This window comes from Bradyrhizobium valentinum (assembly GCF_001440405.1).
GTDB lineage: Bacteria > Pseudomonadota > Alphaproteobacteria > Rhizobiales > Xanthobacteraceae > Bradyrhizobium > Bradyrhizobium valentinum.
In genome coordinates this window covers 41,837-56,644 of the sequence record NZ_LLXX01000172.1, presented here as the reverse complement: position 1 = coordinate 56,644, position 14,808 = coordinate 41,837, and the positions used below count along the sequence as shown (strand labels likewise).

16 protein-coding genes are annotated in these 14,808 nt (G+C 63.5%); 7 read left to right on the top strand and 9 right to left on the bottom strand.

Annotated features, from left to right (window positions below; all coding sequences use genetic code 11):
• Window positions 1–46: 46 nt before the first annotated feature.
• Window positions 47–1,051: an ABC transporter substrate-binding protein gene (locus CP49_RS30535; protein ID WP_082646326.1), complete on the bottom strand. Its 1,005-nt coding sequence runs from the start codon at window positions 1,049–1,051 to the stop codon at window positions 47–49.
• Window positions 1,052–1,524: 473 nt separating this feature from the next.
• Between CP49_RS30535 and CP49_RS30530 the strand changes: the two genes are divergently transcribed.
• From CP49_RS30530 to CP49_RS46395, 7 genes are all read left to right on the top strand, one after another.
• Window positions 1,525–2,472, top strand: coding sequence for a sulfonate ABC transporter substrate-binding protein (locus CP49_RS30530; protein WP_057853830.1), 948 nt, complete (start codon window positions 1,525–1,527; stop codon window positions 2,470–2,472).
• A gap of 22 nt (window positions 2,473–2,494) precedes the next feature.
• The gene (locus tag CP49_RS30525) at window positions 2,495–3,448 is read left to right on the top strand and encodes a sulfonate ABC transporter substrate-binding protein (protein ID WP_057853829.1); all 954 of its coding nucleotides are present in this window, start codon (window positions 2,495–2,497) and stop codon (window positions 3,446–3,448) included.
• A complete protein-coding gene (gene ssuD / locus CP49_RS30520) occupies window positions 3,445–4,611 on the top strand; it encodes an FMNH2-dependent alkanesulfonate monooxygenase (protein WP_057853828.1) in 1,167 nt (388 codons plus the stop codon). The genes CP49_RS30525 and ssuD overlap by 4 nt, the downstream gene beginning before the upstream one ends.
• Window positions 4,608–5,414, top strand: coding sequence for an aliphatic sulfonate ABC transporter permease SsuC (gene ssuC, locus CP49_RS30515; RefSeq protein WP_057853827.1), 807 nt, complete (start codon window positions 4,608–4,610; stop codon window positions 5,412–5,414). The genes ssuD and ssuC overlap by 4 nt, the downstream gene beginning before the upstream one ends.
• A 7-nt stretch (window positions 5,415–5,421) precedes the next feature.
• Complete coding sequence (locus CP49_RS30510) at window positions 5,422–6,267, top strand: ATP-binding cassette domain-containing protein (RefSeq protein WP_057853826.1); 846 nt, start codon at window positions 5,422–5,424, stop codon at window positions 6,265–6,267.
• A gap of 7 nt (window positions 6,268–6,274) precedes the next feature.
• Window positions 6,275–6,859 (top strand): flavin reductase family protein, encoded by a 585-nt coding sequence (locus CP49_RS30505; protein WP_057853846.1) that lies wholly within the window; start codon window positions 6,275–6,277, stop codon window positions 6,857–6,859.
• A 76-nt stretch (window positions 6,860–6,935) separates the two neighbouring features.
• Window positions 6,936–7,091 carry a hypothetical protein gene (locus CP49_RS46395; protein WP_197423285.1) on the top strand — a complete coding sequence of 52 codons (156 nt, stop codon included), beginning with the start codon at window positions 6,936–6,938 and terminating at the stop codon, window positions 7,089–7,091.
• A 93-nt stretch (window positions 7,092–7,184) separates the two neighbouring features.
• Here CP49_RS46395 and flbD read toward each other — a convergent pair whose 3' ends face one another.
• From flbD to CP49_RS43610, 8 genes are all read right to left on the bottom strand, one after another.
• Complete coding sequence (gene flbD / locus CP49_RS30500; RefSeq protein ID WP_057853825.1) at window positions 7,185–8,564, bottom strand: sigma-54-dependent transcriptional regulator FlbD; 1,380 nt, start codon at window positions 8,562–8,564, stop codon at window positions 7,185–7,187.
• Between the two features lie 53 nt (window positions 8,565–8,617).
• Window positions 8,618–8,968: a flagellar motor switch protein FliN gene (gene fliN, locus CP49_RS30495; RefSeq protein ID WP_057853824.1), complete on the bottom strand. Its 351-nt coding sequence runs from the start codon at window positions 8,966–8,968 to the stop codon at window positions 8,618–8,620.
• 20 nt (window positions 8,969–8,988) lie between these two features.
• Window positions 8,989–9,615: a FliH/SctL family protein gene (locus CP49_RS30490; RefSeq protein WP_057853823.1), complete on the bottom strand. Its 627-nt coding sequence runs from the start codon at window positions 9,613–9,615 to the stop codon at window positions 8,989–8,991.
• Window positions 9,615–10,697: a flagellar motor switch protein FliG gene (gene fliG, locus CP49_RS30485; protein ID WP_057853822.1), complete on the bottom strand. Its 1,083-nt coding sequence runs from the start codon at window positions 10,695–10,697 to the stop codon at window positions 9,615–9,617. Before fliG ends, CP49_RS30490 begins: the two co-directional genes overlap by 1 nt.
• A gap of 6 nt (window positions 10,698–10,703) precedes the next feature.
• On the bottom strand, window positions 10,704–12,329 hold the full coding sequence (gene fliF, locus CP49_RS30480) for a flagellar basal-body MS-ring/collar protein FliF (RefSeq protein WP_057853845.1): 1,626 nt from the start codon (window positions 12,327–12,329) through the stop codon (window positions 10,704–10,706).
• Window positions 12,330–12,499: 170 nt separating this feature from the next.
• Window positions 12,500–12,775: a CtrA inhibitor SciP gene (sciP, locus tag CP49_RS30475; RefSeq protein WP_002714638.1), complete on the bottom strand. Its 276-nt coding sequence runs from the start codon at window positions 12,773–12,775 to the stop codon at window positions 12,500–12,502.
• A gap of 203 nt (window positions 12,776–12,978) precedes the next feature.
• On the bottom strand, window positions 12,979–13,674 hold the full coding sequence (locus CP49_RS30470) for a flagellar hook assembly protein FlgD (protein ID WP_057853821.1): 696 nt from the start codon (window positions 13,672–13,674) through the stop codon (window positions 12,979–12,981).
• 11 nt (window positions 13,675–13,685) lie between these two features.
• The coding region (locus CP49_RS43610; protein WP_197423284.1) for a flagellar hook-length control protein FliK at window positions 13,686–14,808 on the bottom strand (1,123 nt) is incomplete at its 5' end.

The window sequence follows — 14,808 nt, the reverse complement described above, 5'->3', positions numbered from 1 at the left end:
GCTGGAGCGGCGCGATCGAAATCGCGCCCTCCCGCGATGCGCGCCGTCAATTCGAATTCGCCGCTGCCGTAAAGCTGCGGTCGACCGCCTTGCTGACGTCGAGCTTCTTCGCCAGGATTCCGTAGCGGGTGGCGCGATCCGATGCCTCCTGAACCTCCGTCACGATGCTTTCGTCGATCGCGATCGGGCTGGTGCGTTGCGCTTTGTAGGCGCTCAGTAGCACATCTTCGGGAAGCCTGGTGAGTTCCGCAGTATTCTTCGCGTATTCAGGCAGATGATCGAGCGACCATAGCCGGGCTTTGTTGAGACGCTGCACGAGATCCTGCACGGCAGCGCGCTTGCTGGCAATCGCCTGATCGGATGCCACGATGAAGGTGACGGTGGGTGTAAGGCCTTCACCGTTGGCAACGATCCGTGCATTGTCCTTGAGCGTGGCATAGGAAACGTAGGGCTCCCAAACCGCCCATGCGTCGATCGAACCCGCGACCAGCGCGATCTTTGCGTCCACCGGCCCGAGCGGCGCAAAGGTCGCATCGTCGATCCTGTATCCGGCTTTCTCCAGTGTGGCGTCGATCAGGAACTGGCCCCAGCCGCCGCGTGTTCCGGCCAGGCGCTTGCCCTTGAGATCGGCCACAGATTTGATCGACGAATCCTTGCGGACGAGGATCGCCTGCGTCCTGGCGTCGGAGCGCGTGCCGCCGATGGCCTTGATCGGAGCGCCGGCGGCGTACACGGTCAGGAACGACAGATCGCCGGTGTAGCCGACATCGAGTGCGCCCGCGTTCAGTGCCTCGAGGATCGGGGCGGCAGCAGGAAATTCCGACCATTCGATCTTGTAGGGCAAATCCTTTGCGTAGCCGGAGATTTCAAGCAAGGAACGGTTGCCGCCCTTCTGGTCGCCGACACGGAGTGTTACCAGATCCGCGGCAACCGCAGATGCAGTGATGACTACTCCGACCGCCGCGCTGAGCAAAATTGTGCCGATGCGATGGAGACGCGAACGGGTGCGCGATTCAAGCTTGGTTGCAATCATACGTTTGATCTTTCTCATTTCATTCGCTGCATTGTTCGGGTGCAGTCAGCGATCCACAAAGCCTACGAGCAACCGAAACGCAGTCAATGAAATGGCTGACTGAATTGCGTTATGAGGCCGCAATGAATCATTCGTTCGAATTCATTGTCGTGAAACGAAATCGTATGCAGTGAACCTGCCGTCCAGATTTGCGCAACAGCGACACTCCACAAACATCACTGAATCGTATCGTCAAACATTCGCAGTGCGATGCGATTGGCGTGCGAAGTCACAGCGCTGTGAAATGTTGGTTGTGGTTCCGCTCATATGTGTCGCGGGAAAAAATATCGTCGTCATCATCCGTCCGACAATAAATGCGTCGTGGCGCCGGCGAACAACAGAACGTGCATCGTTATTTTTTGCAAACGCTCGACAGCTTCGGGTGGTCGGTCCCATCATCCTGACATCACATGATCGCGTGACCTCACGCGCATCGTCGTCAGGAGAGATGTATGAGACGTCGGGAGTTTCTCGGATTGTCGGTTGGGGGCGCAATTGCTGCGCTATCGTCGCGCGCACAGGCGCAAGCCTCGATCAAGGAAATCCGTATCGGTTACCAGAAGACCGGCGTGCTGGTGATCGCGCGGCAGCAGGCGGTGCTCGAAAAACGGTTCGTCGGCAAGCAAATCGGCATCAAATGGATCGAGTTCACGTCGGGGCCGCCTTTGCTGGAAGCCATGAGCACCGGCAGCGTCGATCTCGGCGCGGTCGGTGATACGCCGCCGATCTTCGCGCAAGCCGCCAACGCCAACATCGTCTATATCGCGGGATCGCCGATCACCAACGGGCAGGGCATCCTCGTTCCCGCCAACTCCAGCATTCGCACCATCGCCGACCTGAAGGGCAAGCGCGTCGGATTCACCAAAGGCAGTAGCGCCCACAACGTGGTGATCGCCACGCTGGAGAAGGCCGGACTGACTTATGAGGACATCACGCCGGTTTATCTGACGCCGCCCGATGCGGGGCCGGCATTCGCCAACGGCAGCGTCGAGGCGTGGGCGGTCTGGGATCCGTATTTTGCGATCGGCGAGAAACGCCAGAACGGCCGGATTCTGATCAACGCCCATGAGGTCGCCAAGACCAATTCGTTCTATCTGGCCAACCGCGATTTCGCGAACAGCCATGTGCGGGAAACCCGCGAGGTGATCGATGGCCTGGCGGAAGCCGCGCGCTGGGCCGAGGCCAACCGCGCCGAGGTCGCGAGCGCGCTCGCCACGGTCACCGGCGTGCCGCTCGAGGTTCAGGCCGTCGCTGCCAACCGGGCGTCATTCCTGATCGGCCCGGTCACCGGCGAGATTGTCACGACGCAACAGGCGGTCGCCGACCGCTTCCACAAGCTCGGCCTGATCCCGAAGCCGATCGCCGTGCGCGACATCGTCTGGCGCCATACCCAAAGCTGAAATCCAACAAGGGACGTAACTCATGACGCGTTTGATACAACGCTGGATCGCCAGCGCCGTGCTGTCGATCAGCGTGGTCGCGGCCACCGTCGGCGCTTCCTACGGGCAGGACAAGGTCGTCCGCATCGGCTTCCAGAAATACGGCAAGCTGGTGCTGCTCAAGAGCAAGGGCACGCTGGAGGAGAAGCTGAAGGGGGCCGGCTACAAGGTGGTGTGGACGGAGTTTCCATCCGGTCCGCCCCTACTCGAAGCGCTCAATGTCGGCGCGATCGATTTCGGCAACACCGGCGAAGCGCCGCCGATCTTCGCGCAGGCCGCAGGCGCACCGATCCAGTACGTCGCCTACGAGCCGCCGGCGCCGAAGGGCGAGGCGATCCTGGTGCCGAAGGACAGCAAGCTTAATTCGGTCGCTGACCTCAAAGGCAAGAAGGTCGCCCTGAACAAGGGCTCCAACGTTCACTATCTCTTGGTGAAGGCGCTGGAGAAAGCCGGCGTCAAATACTCGGAGATCGAGCCGGTGTTTCTCGCACCGGCCGATGCCCGCGCAGCCTTCGAGCGTGGCGCGGTCGATGCCTGGGTGGTCTGGGATCCGTTCCAGGCTGCCGCCGAAGCCGCCACCGGCGCGCGCACCCTCGCTGACGGCGCCGGTATCGTCTCGAACTACCAGTTCTATTTCTCCTCGAAGAAGTTCGTGGAGAGCGATCCGAAGATCGTTGATCTGGTGCTGGCTCAGCTCAGCGAAGTCGACGATTGGGCCAAGGGCGACATTCATGCCGTGGCCGAGCAGCTTGCCCCGGCGATCGGGCTTTCCGTCTCCGTCGTCGAAGTTGCGCTGAAGCGGCAGTCTTACGGCATCAAGCCGATTACCGAGAGCGTGATCGCCGACCAGCAACAGGTCGCGGACACGTTCTTCGCACTCGGGCTTATTCCAAAACAAATCAAGATTTCTGACGTGGCGCGGAGGCCCGGATCATGAGCACGCATGCCAACGCCAACATCCTCTGGTTCCTGCCGACGCATGGCGACGGCCGCTATCTCGGCACCACGACGGGCGGACGGGAGGTGAACTTCAATTATCTGCGCCAGATCGCGCAGGCCGCGGACCAGCTCGGCTATTTCGGCGTGCTGCTGCCGACCGGGCGAAGCTGCGAGGATTCTTGGGTGGTCGCTTCGGCAGTGGCGCCATGGACCGAGCGGCTGCGTTATCTCGTGGCGGTACGGCCCGGCCTGCAATCGCCAAGCGTCGCCGCGCGTATGACCGCGACGCTCGACCGCGTGTCGAACGGGCGTTTGCTGATTAATGTCGTCACCGGCGGCGATCCCATCGAGAACAAGGGCGACGGTATCTTCCTATCGCATGACGAGCGCTACCAGGTGACGCGCGAGTTCCTCAATGTCTATAGCGACCTGCTCGCGGGCAAGACGGTCAACGTCGAAGGCAAGCACATCCGCATCGAAGACGGTCGCTTGCTGTTCCAGCCGGTACAGTCGCCGCGGCCGCCGCTTTATTTCGGCGGATCGTCGGATGCTGGCATCGACGTCGCGGTCGACACCGTCGACAAATATTTGACCTGGGGCGAGCCGCCGGCACAGGTCGCCGAAAAGGTCAACCGGGTGAAGGCTGCTGCTGCGGCGCGCGGACGAAAGCTCTCCTTCGGCATTCGCCTGCATGTGATCGTGCGCGAGAGCAATGCGGAAGCCTGGAAGGCCGCCGACAAGCTCATCCAGCACGTCATCGACGAAACCGTGGCTTCGGCGCAAAAGATCTTCTCGCGGATGGATTCGGTCGGCCAGCAGCGCATGGCGGAGCTGCATGGCGGCCGCCGCGACAAGCTCGAGATCAGCCCCAATCTATGGGCCGGCGTCGGCCTTGTGCGTGGCGGCGCGGGCACGGCGCTGGTCGGTGATCCCGAAACCGTCGCGGCGCGGATCAGGGAATATCAGGATATCGGCATCGATACGTTCATCATGTCGGGCTACCCGCATCTGGAGGAAGCCTACCGCTTTGCCGAGCTGGTGTTCCCGCTGCTGTCGCTCACCCAGCCAAACAAGGTGACGCCGATCCGCCTCAACACCGGGCCGTTCGGCGAAACCATCGGCAACGAATACCGGCCGCAGAAACAGGCGTCGCAATCATGAGTCTCATCGACAGTCTTCCGCGCGTTGGCGCACCGAAATTGCCGCGCTTCGACGGCCTGATCCCGTGGATCGTGCCGCTCGCGATCATTCTCGTATGGCAGCTTGCCTGCGCCACCGGCTTCGTGTCCGCACGCGTGCTGCCGGCGCCGAGCGACGTCGCGCTGGCGGGATGGAAGCTTCTGCTGTCGGGCGAACTCGTCCGCAACATCTGGGTCAGCTTCTGGCGCGCCAGCATCGGATTTCTGATCGGCGGCAGCATCGGCTTCACGCTTGGCCTTGCCAATGGCCTGTCGCAGCTCTCCAGCAAGCTGACCGACACGACACTACAGATGGTGCGCAACATCCCGCATCTGGCGCTGATCCCGCTCGTCATCCTGTGGTTCGGGATCGATGAATCGGCAAAACTGTTCCTGGTCGCGCTCGGCGTGTTCTTCCCGATCTATCTGAACACGCTGCACGGTATCCGCACCGTCGACCCGCAATTGATCGAGATGGGCCGCATCTATGGCATGACCGACGGTGAATTGTTCCGCCGGGTGATTTTCCCCGGGGCGCTGCCGTCGATCTTCGTCGGCCTGCGCTTCGCGCTCGGCATCATGTGGCTGACGCTGATCGTGGCCGAGACCATCGCGGCGTCATCCGGCCTCGGCTACATGGCGATGCAGGCGCGCGAATTCATGCTGATCGACGTCGTGGTGCTTTCCATCCTGATTTACGCCCTGCTCGGAAAGCTGGCCGACAGCGCCTCGCGCGCGCTGGAGCGGCTGACGCTGTCTTGGCATCCCGCCTTCCAGAAACATTGAGGATAATATGCAAGAAGCTCTTCGTTTCCATCTGTCGGACGCCGATCCTCTCGGGCGCGCCGAGATCATCGAGCAGGCGCGTTTTGCGCGGCGCGGCGCGAGAACTGCGTCTCGCGGCCTCTCGCTGACCATCCGTGATTTGCGCAAATCGTTCGGCGACAACGAGGTGTTGCGCGGTATCGACCTGCACATTTCGGCAGGCCAGTTCGTTGCCATCGTCGGCCGCAGCGGCTGCGGCAAGAGCACGCTGCTTCGGTTGATCGCCGGCCTCGATACGGCGACCGCAGGCAGCATCGACTTTGGCGAGGAAGCGCGCGCCGAAGACATTCGCGTGATGTTCCAGGAACCGCGGCTGCTGCCCTGGGCTCGGGTGCTTTCGAACGTCGAAGTCGGACTGGGTCGGGAACGGGCATCGGCGGATGCGCAGGCACGGGCGGAGAGCGCGCTGGTCGAGGTCGGTCTCGGCGAGAAGCGGGGGCAATGGCCGGCGGTGCTGTCCGGCGGACAGAGGCAGCGCGTGGCGCTGGCGCGGGCGCTGGTGAGCCGCCCGCGTGTTCTGGCGTTCGACGAGCCGCTCGGCGCGCTCGATGCGCTGACGCGGATATCGATGCAGCGGCTGCTCGAACGCGTCTGGCACGATCAGGGCTTTACCGCGATCCTGGTGACGCATGACGTGTCGGAGGCCGTGGCCCTGGCCGACCGCGTGCTGGTCATCGAGGATGGGGTCATCGCGCACGACATCGACGTCGATATCCCGCGCCCGAGGCGACGCGGTTCGGCCCAACTTGCCGCGCTGGAAGGTTCGATCCTGAAGAACCTGCTGCAAGGGACTGAAGATGCTTCCGACCTGTGAGGTGGCCATGAATCCCATCGTCCGGAACGTTTCGATCGACCGCGAGGCTTCCTCCGGCGATTTTCGCCAAGCGATGCGCCGGTTAACGGGCGGCGTCAGCGTCATCACCGCAGGCATAGGCTGGGACATCTCGGGCATGACGGTTACGTCGGTATCGTCGCTGTCCGTCGATCCATCCGCCTTGATCGTCAGCATCAACCGGGAAGCTTCGTCCTGGCCACTCGTGAGGCGGTACGGCTTCTTTGGCGTCAACATCCTGACCTCGGACCAGATCGACATCGCCGAGCGCTTTACCGGCAAGGACGGACTGAAGGGCGCCGAGCGGTTCGCCGGCGCGCATTGGACGACGCGTGTATCGGGAGTACCGCTACTGGCAAACGCCTTGGCTGCGATTGATTGCGAAGTCGAGGATATGGTCGAACGGCATTCCCATGCGATCGTCATTGGGCGCGTGCTGGACGTTGCCGTCTCCGCGCGCACGGCGGCGCTAGCCTATTGGCAGGGCCAGTATGTCGCAATCGACCGTGACGAAGATGCGCTCAGGCTGGCGGAAGTCAGCGTGCCGGCGCCGCAGACCGCGCGACGGGGCTGACGATATCTGCCGCAGTTTCGGGTTTTCTGCGCCGGACGGGCTGGCCATTTGCGGTCCGGCATTCTAGATATCCGCCATGAAGCGGATCGGAGTCTGGGTATTTTACGGCGTGGGTGCGATCGCGATCGCCTACCTCGCGCTGTATGCCTATGCCGTCTTCACGGGGCGCGATTTGCAACCCGGCGATCCCATTCACATCTTCCGCAAACCGGATGCGCCGAGCTATTCGTAGCACACTGTCATTCCGGGATGGTCCGAAGGACCAGACCCGGAATCTCGAGATTCCGGGTTCGATGCTTCGCATCGCCCCGGAATGACTGAACTCTTACCCCGCCACGACAAAACGCTGATGCTCGCCCGAGCCTGCCGGCGTGATCGGAATGCCGCCATCGGCGTATTCGTTCAGCTTGTTGCGCAGGGTGCGGATCGAGATGCCGAGGATGTTGGCGGCATGGGTCCGGTTGCCGAGGCAGTGCTTGAGCGTCTCCAGGATTAGGTCGCGTTCGACATCGGCGACGGTGCGGCCGACCAGGGCGCGGGTGACCTGTTCGGCGGCAAAGGTCGCGTGCGCCACTGCGGGTGCGGTCTTGGCAAGATCGAGGCGGTCGCCGTCGGGCGTCAGGATGGCCTCGGGGCCGATCTCGTCGCCCTGCGCCATCAGCACCGAGCGGTGTATGGTGTTTTCCAGTTCGCGGACGTTGCCCTGCCAGCGGTTCGATGTCAGCACCCGCCGCGCATCGGCGGAAATCGGCCGCAGCGGCACGCCGTTGGCCTCGGCATATTTCTTGGCGAAGTGCTGCGCCAGTTCGAGGATGTCGGCCGGACGGTCACGCAGCGGCGGGATCTTCAGGTTGACGACGTTGAGGCGGAACAGCAGATCCTCGCGGAAGGTGCCTTCGCGCACGGCTTCAGAGAGATTGCGGTTGGAGGTGGCGATGATGCGGATATCGACCGGAACCGGCTTGGTGCCGCCGACGCGGTCGATCACGCGTTCCTGAATCGCGCGCAGCAGTTTGGATTGCAGGCGAACGTCCATTTCGGAGATTTCGTCGAGCAGCAGCGTGCCGCCGGTTGCTTCCTCGAATTTGCCGATACGGCGGGCGATGGCACCGGTGAAGGCGCCTTTCTCGTGGCCGAACAGTTCCGATTCCAGCAAGTGCTCGGGGATCGCAGCGCAGTTGATCGAGATGAACGGCCGCTTGGCGCGGCCCGAGCGGGAGTGAACATAGCGCGCCAGCACTTCCTTGCCGGTGCCGGATTCGCCGGTGATCATCACGGAGGCGTCGGAGCCCGCGATCTGCTGTGCGAGCTTGATGACCTTGCCCATGGCTTCGTCGCGATAGATCAGGTCGCGCGAGTCGTTGGCGACGGCGGCCAGCACCGCGGCGATCAGTTCCGGATCGGGCGGCAGCGGGATGTATTCCTTGGCGCCGGCGTGGATCGCGGCAACCGCGGCACGGGCGTCGTTGGAGATGCCGCAGGCCACGATCGGCACGTGGATGTGTTCGGCTTCCAGCCGCATCACCAGGTCGCGGATGTCGAGGGCGACGTCGACCAGCAGCAGGTCGGCGCCTTTACCGCTGCGCAGCACAGCCATCGCCTGTTCGGTCGCTTCGGCATGGGTCACCGAAGCACCGTTATCCATCGCGATCTTGGTGGCGGTCGTGAGTTGGCCCTTCAATGTGCCAACGATGAGAAGCCGCATGTCAGTCTCCTGCTAGTTCCTTCGCGCCTCGCAGGCGCGTGTCGCCAAATTTGCTAGTTACGTTCCGCCTTGATGATTTCCGTCATGGTCACGCCGAGCTTGTCTTCCACCAGCACGACCTCGCCACGCGCCACCAGGCGGTTGTTGACGTAGATGTCGATGGCTTCGCCGACGCGGCGGTCGAGTTCGAGCACGGTGCCGGGTCCGAGCTTCAAGAGCTCGCCGACGTCCATCTTGGAGCGGCCGAGCACGGCCGAGACCTGCACGGGCACGTCGAACACGGCTTCGAGGTCGGCCGCGATACGCGTGGCCTGTTCGTCCTCGTTGTAGGCGAGATCGTCGACCGGCGGTGCGTCCGCGGCGTTGAGATCGGGAAGCGGTACCTGTGCGTCGGTGTCACTCATGGTTCAGTCCTCATGGCCTTTCACATTCCGGCCTGATTGCGGGACGCCAGATAGCGCCCGACGAGTTCACTGATCTTCGCTTCGATGGCCGCGCGTTCCAGCACCACGCCGCCGTCGGCCCATTCGATCCGGCAGTCGCCGGTGGCGATGCCGGGCTCGGCCAGGATCACCAGCCGACCCTCGAAGCCGCTTTGGGCCGCCTGCCGTTCGATCTTCTCGCGGGCGGCATCGTAGAGCTGGTCGTTGATGCGAACGACGAGGTGCGGGGTGGCAACCAGATGCGAGAAGCAGTCGCTGACCAGCGCCATGATCTCGCCGAGCGGCTCGCGGGCAACCAGTTCACTGCACAGCTTGCGCGCCACCGCGACCGCGACATCGACGGCCTCGGTTTCCATCCTGGCCTCGATGCCGGAGAAACGCGTGGCGATGCCCCTGATCGCGATGCCGACCTCTTCCAGCGCCAGCGCCGAGCGACGGTCGCTCTCGACCCTGGCCTCGTGCTGGGCCGCCTCGTAGCCGGCGCGATAGGCGCGTGCCTCGGCCTCTGCGATCTTCTGCGCGACCTCAGCGGCCGTCGCCGCACGCTCGCGCGCCTTGTCCGGCGCCGCGAAGTCCGTGTCGAACAGGAATTTTGCGGGCGCGGCCATCAGTACACCAGCTCGTCGTCGGCGCGGTTCTTGGTCAGGGTGATTTCGCCCTTGGCGGCCATGTCCTTGGCGAGATTGACGAGCAGCGCCTGCGCCTCGTCGACGTCGCGCAGCCGCACCGGTCCCATCGCGGCCATGTCGTCCATCAGCATCTTGCCGGCGCGCGACGACATGTTGCCGAGGAAGAAGGCGCGCACCTCCTCGTTGGCGCTCTTCAGCGCGATGCCGAGCTTGTCCTTGTCGACGTTGCGCATCAGCGTCTGCGCCGAGGCGGAGTCGAGCTTGATGAGATCGTCGAAGGTGAACATCAGCGCCTTGATGCGCTCGGCGGATTCGCGATTTTCCTCTTCCAGCGAGGTGATGAAGCGGGTTTCGGTCTGGCGGTCGAAATTGTTGAAGATCTCGGCCATCACCTCGTGCGCGTCGCGGCGGCGGGTCTGCGACAGGTTGGACATGAATTCGGTGCGCAGCGTCTGCTCGACGCGCTCGATGACTTCCTTCTGCACCGCTTCCATCTTCAGCATGCGGCCGACCACGTCGAGCGCGAGATCCTCGGGCAAGATCGCCAGCACGCGGGCGGCGTGCTCCGGCTTCAGCTTCGACAGCACCACCGCGATGGTCTGCGGATATTCGTTCTTGAGGTAGTTGGCGAGCACCTCTTCCTGCACGTTGGAGAGCTTCTCCCACATGTTGCGGCCGGCCGGGCCGCGGATTTCGTCCATGATGCCGGTGACGCGCTCGGATGGCAGATATTGCTGCAACAGCCGTTCGGTGGCGTCGAAGGTGCCCATCAGGGCGCCGGACGCCGACATGCGGGAGACGAATTCGAGCAGCAGGTCTTCCACGATGTCGGCTTCAACGGTGCCGAGCGTCGACATCTGGATCGACAGCTCGCGTACCTCGTCGTCATCGAGCAGCGACCACACCTTGCCGCCATATTGCTCACCTAGGGCCAGCATCAGGATGGCGGCGCGCTTTGGGCCGCTCAGCGGCTTGCCCTTGGGCCGGCTCGCCTGACGGCTCGCCAGCGCCGAGATGACGGTGGTGATGTCGTTGACGTTCGTGGTCTGCGGTACGGCCATGTCAGGTCACTCGGCGGGTTCGCTGAGCCATTGGCGAACAATGGAGGCGGTCTCGTTCGGATTGCGTTCGGCCAGCTCGCCAACGCGGTGCACGGCTTGCGCGTGGACCTGGCCCTGGACCTGGGCGACGTCGATCAACTGGGCGGTGCCGCTGGTGCCGGCGATCAGCGCTTGGCCGGGCCCGAGTTCTCCGCCCGGCCCGCTGCCCTCGATCAACGCAGGCATCGGTTCAGTCAGGGCGGGGATGACTTCGGAAGCCAGAATGCGCTTGACCAGGGGCCGGATTACCATGAACAGCACCACGAGGCCGAGCAGCATCATGACGCCGAGCTCGATGACATACATGACGTCATCCTTGGTGAACTGCAGCATGCCGAGCAGCCCGCCGGGTTCGACAACCGGAGCGACGGGCGGCGCTTCGGCAAAGCGAAGATTGACGACCTCGACCTGGTCGCCCCGCTTCTGGTCGAAGCCGATCGCCGAGCGCACCAGGGTGGCGATGCGATCGAGCTGTTCCTTGCTGCGGTCCTGATAGACCATTTCGCCTTTTTCGTTCTTGGTATAGGCGCCGTCGACCAGCACCGCGACCGAGATCCGGTTGACGCGTCCGGCCTCGGTGATTTCGGTCTTGGTGGTGCGGGAGATCTCGTAATTGTTGGTCTCTTCGCTCTTCTTGCTTTGGTCGCGGGCCGCCGGCGTCGTGGTGTTGGTCTGATTGCCGGGCAGTTCGTTGTTGACCGTCACCTGGCCGCTGTTCTCGGCGGTGAGGGAAGATTCCTCGCGGGTCTGGCTGGAGCGCAGCACGCGGCCCTCGGGATCGAACTTGTCCGAGGTCTGGGTGATCTTGTTGTAGTCGAAGTCGGCGGTGAGCTGGACGCGGGCGCGGCCCTGGCCGACCACCGAGGAGACGATCGCCTCGACTTCGTTGCGCATGCGCTTCTCGTAGGCGGTGCGGCGCTCGTCGCCGACGGCGATCTCGGCGTCCTTGGTGGCGCCGTCGGCAAGCAGCCGGCCGCCTTCGTCGACGATCGACACCCGCTGCGGCTTCAGCCCGTTGACGGCCGAGGCGACGACATGGCGGATGGCGCGGATCTGCTGGGGTTCGAGGCTGCCGCGCACCCGCACCACGATCGAGGCCGACGGCTCCGGCGCCTCGCGCGCGAACAGCGGCCGTTCCGGCAGCACCAGATGGACGCGGGCGGCCTGGATGCGATCGATAGCGCGGATGGTGCGGGCGAGTTCACCCTCCAGCGCACGCAGATGATTGATGTTCTGGACGAAGCTCGTGGTGCCGAGCGCGTCGGACTTGTCGAAAATCTCGTAGCCGACGCCACCGCCCTTGGGCAGGTTGCTTTCGGCCAGCTTCATCCGCAGCCGCGTGACCTTGTCCTTCGGCACCATGATGACCGCGCCTTCATTGCGCAGCTCGAAGGGAATCGCCTGGCGTTCCAGATCCTTGATGATGCTGGAGGAATCTTCGGTGGTGAGATCGGTGAACAGGGTGGTCATCTGCGGCGTCGTGACGCGCATGATGACGAAGGCGAAGAAGCCGATCAGCGCGGTCGTCACCGCAACCATGGCCATCAGCCGCGCTGCGCCCAGGCCTTTCAGGAAAGCAACGAGACTTTGCACCAACTGCCCCCAGGGGATTCGGTCCCTGGGACCGACTGGGCAATTATTGCCTAGGGGATGGTTTCCATATGGTTAACGTCAGTTAAAGCCGCGGCGAATAGTTCCGGCATGAAGAAAACCGGCTTCGCAAAACGAAGCCGGTTTTCATCAAATCATTCGGTTCAGAGGGTTTACTGCCGATATTGCTGGATGCGGGTGGTGCGCAAGCCGGCCAGGCCATGCTGATCGATGGAAAACTGCCAGGACAGGAATTCGTCCACCGTCAGGGTATAACGGCTGCAGGCCTCCTCAAGGGAGAGCAGGCCGCCGCGGACCGCCGCAACGACTTCGGCCTTGCGGCGGATCACCCACCGTTTGGTTCCGGGCGCGGGCAGGTCAGCAATTGTTAACGGACTGCCGTCAGGCCCGATGACGTATTTCACCCTCGGGCGGTGGGGTTCTGTCATGGCGTACTCACAAACTCTCAACCACTGAACTCAGGGTAGTAATCTACGCCCCTCGGCTTAAAATTTACCTAAGCCCACAGCTTCAATACGAATCTCCTTGAAAATGACCAAAAATGGCTTTGGCCCGGGTTCCCTGTGACGCTTTTGCGTACAATCAGGGATTGCCGGGCCGGAAATGGCGGGTCAAACGAGTGGTGGGGTGCCTAGCTGGACGTGCTTGGGCGGACCACGCGCTTGATCTTATCGGTGGTGTAGCTCTGGCCGCCGATCGAAAGCAGCGGCGGGGAGGCGCTGAGATCGACTGAATCGACGATGCCCTGGACTTCGGTGGAGATCGCGACGTTATTGCCGGAGCTGTCCTTGCCCGTGGCGGTCAAGGTGTAGGTACCGGCCGGCCATTGGACGCCATCGTTGCCCTTGCCATCCCAGACGAAACTGGAGCTGCCCTGTTTCAGCGCATAGGACCCGGAATAGACCGTCTGTCCGGCCGAATTGGTGATCGTGATGGTCGCGGAGGTGTCTTTCTCGGAATGAAAATTCCAGGTCGCAGATTTGTCGAACTGCGCCTTGCTGCCGTCAACGGCAACGGTGTTGCCGACATAGACCAGCGCCTGTGTCGCCTGCGCGCTCTTTTCGATCTCCACCAGCGCCTTCAACTGTTCGTTCGACTTGAGCTGCTGCTCGATGCCGGCAAACTGCACGAGCTGCTGGGTGAACTGGTTGGTGTCAAGCGGGTCAAGCGGATTCTGATGCTGCAACTGTGTGGTGAGCAGCGTCAGAAAAGTCTGGAAATTATCCGCGATGCCCGTCGTCGCCGTGGAGGCCGTCTTATCGCTGGTGCTGGTGCCGGTCCCGGGCGCCGAGACCACCGGGGGCGGCATGGTTGCTTCGACTGACATGATGCTCTCCGTTAGACCCTGATGTCGACGCCGCCGCTCGCTCCGAGCATGCGGCCATAGCTGCGGCCGGCGACGACCGCGGGAACGCTGTCCTCCTCGCTGACCACGAGGCGGTGTGCGTTGGGATTGGACTGGTTGCCGTCGTTCTGGCCCTGCGAGGACTGGTCGCGCAGGCTAAACTGCAGGCCGCCATTGCCGGTCGAGAGTCCGGCGTTGTCGAGGGCGCGCTGCAACTGGTTGGCGTCCTGACGCAGCATCGACAGCGTTTCCGGCCGTTCGACGGTCAGGTGCGACGTCACCTGGCCGTGGCGATCGACATCGATGCGGACATCGATGCGGCCGAGTTCGGCGGGATCGAGCCGGATCTCGAAACGGGTCTTGCCGCTCTTGGCGGAAGCGGCGATTTCCATCGCAAGCCCGCTCAGCGGCACCGCCGCGCTTGTGGATGCGGTGGCGGTGAGTTGCGGAGCGGCGGTCGACGTCGTGGCCGAAGCGGCCGGTTGCTGCATCTGGATCGCGCCGGAGGCCTGCAGGCCGTTGCCGGAGGAGTTGACTGGCGTCTGGCCGACATCAGGGGCGGTAAGATGCGCGTTGGCGTTGGCGGCCGGCGTCGCGATGGAATTGCCTGACGCGTCGGCCTTCACGGCGTCGGCAATGCCGTTCTCGGACTTCGGCCTGGCTGCGGCTTCGGTCGGCTGCGTGACGGCGGGCACAATGGTGTCCGCGGCAGGTGCTGCTTGCGAGGTGGTGTCGGTGGAGCCGGTCTGCTCGATTGCCGTCGTGGCGCCCTTCCTGGCGAGATCGGGACTCTTGAGCGGCACAGCGGATTTGGTGGCGGCGGGCGTCGCCGCAACCACTGAAGCGGCCTGAGCGGTGCCGGTCGCGATGGATGGGTCGGCGGATGTGGCCTGGGCGCTGACCGTCTGGCCGACGCCGCCTTGCGCGCTGGTCTTGGCGCCGTCCGCCTGGGCGGCGTTCGCGGCTGCAGGCGAGGTTATGGTAGCGGTGGCCTCGGCGCCGCCTTTGGTGCCTTCAGCAGCGGGAACGGCTGGTGCGGTCTCGGCGGCGAGGGAAGCGGAGGCTGCGATCGCCGCTGCCGCGATCGCAAGCGGCGCGGTCGCCTTGTCGGTTGCT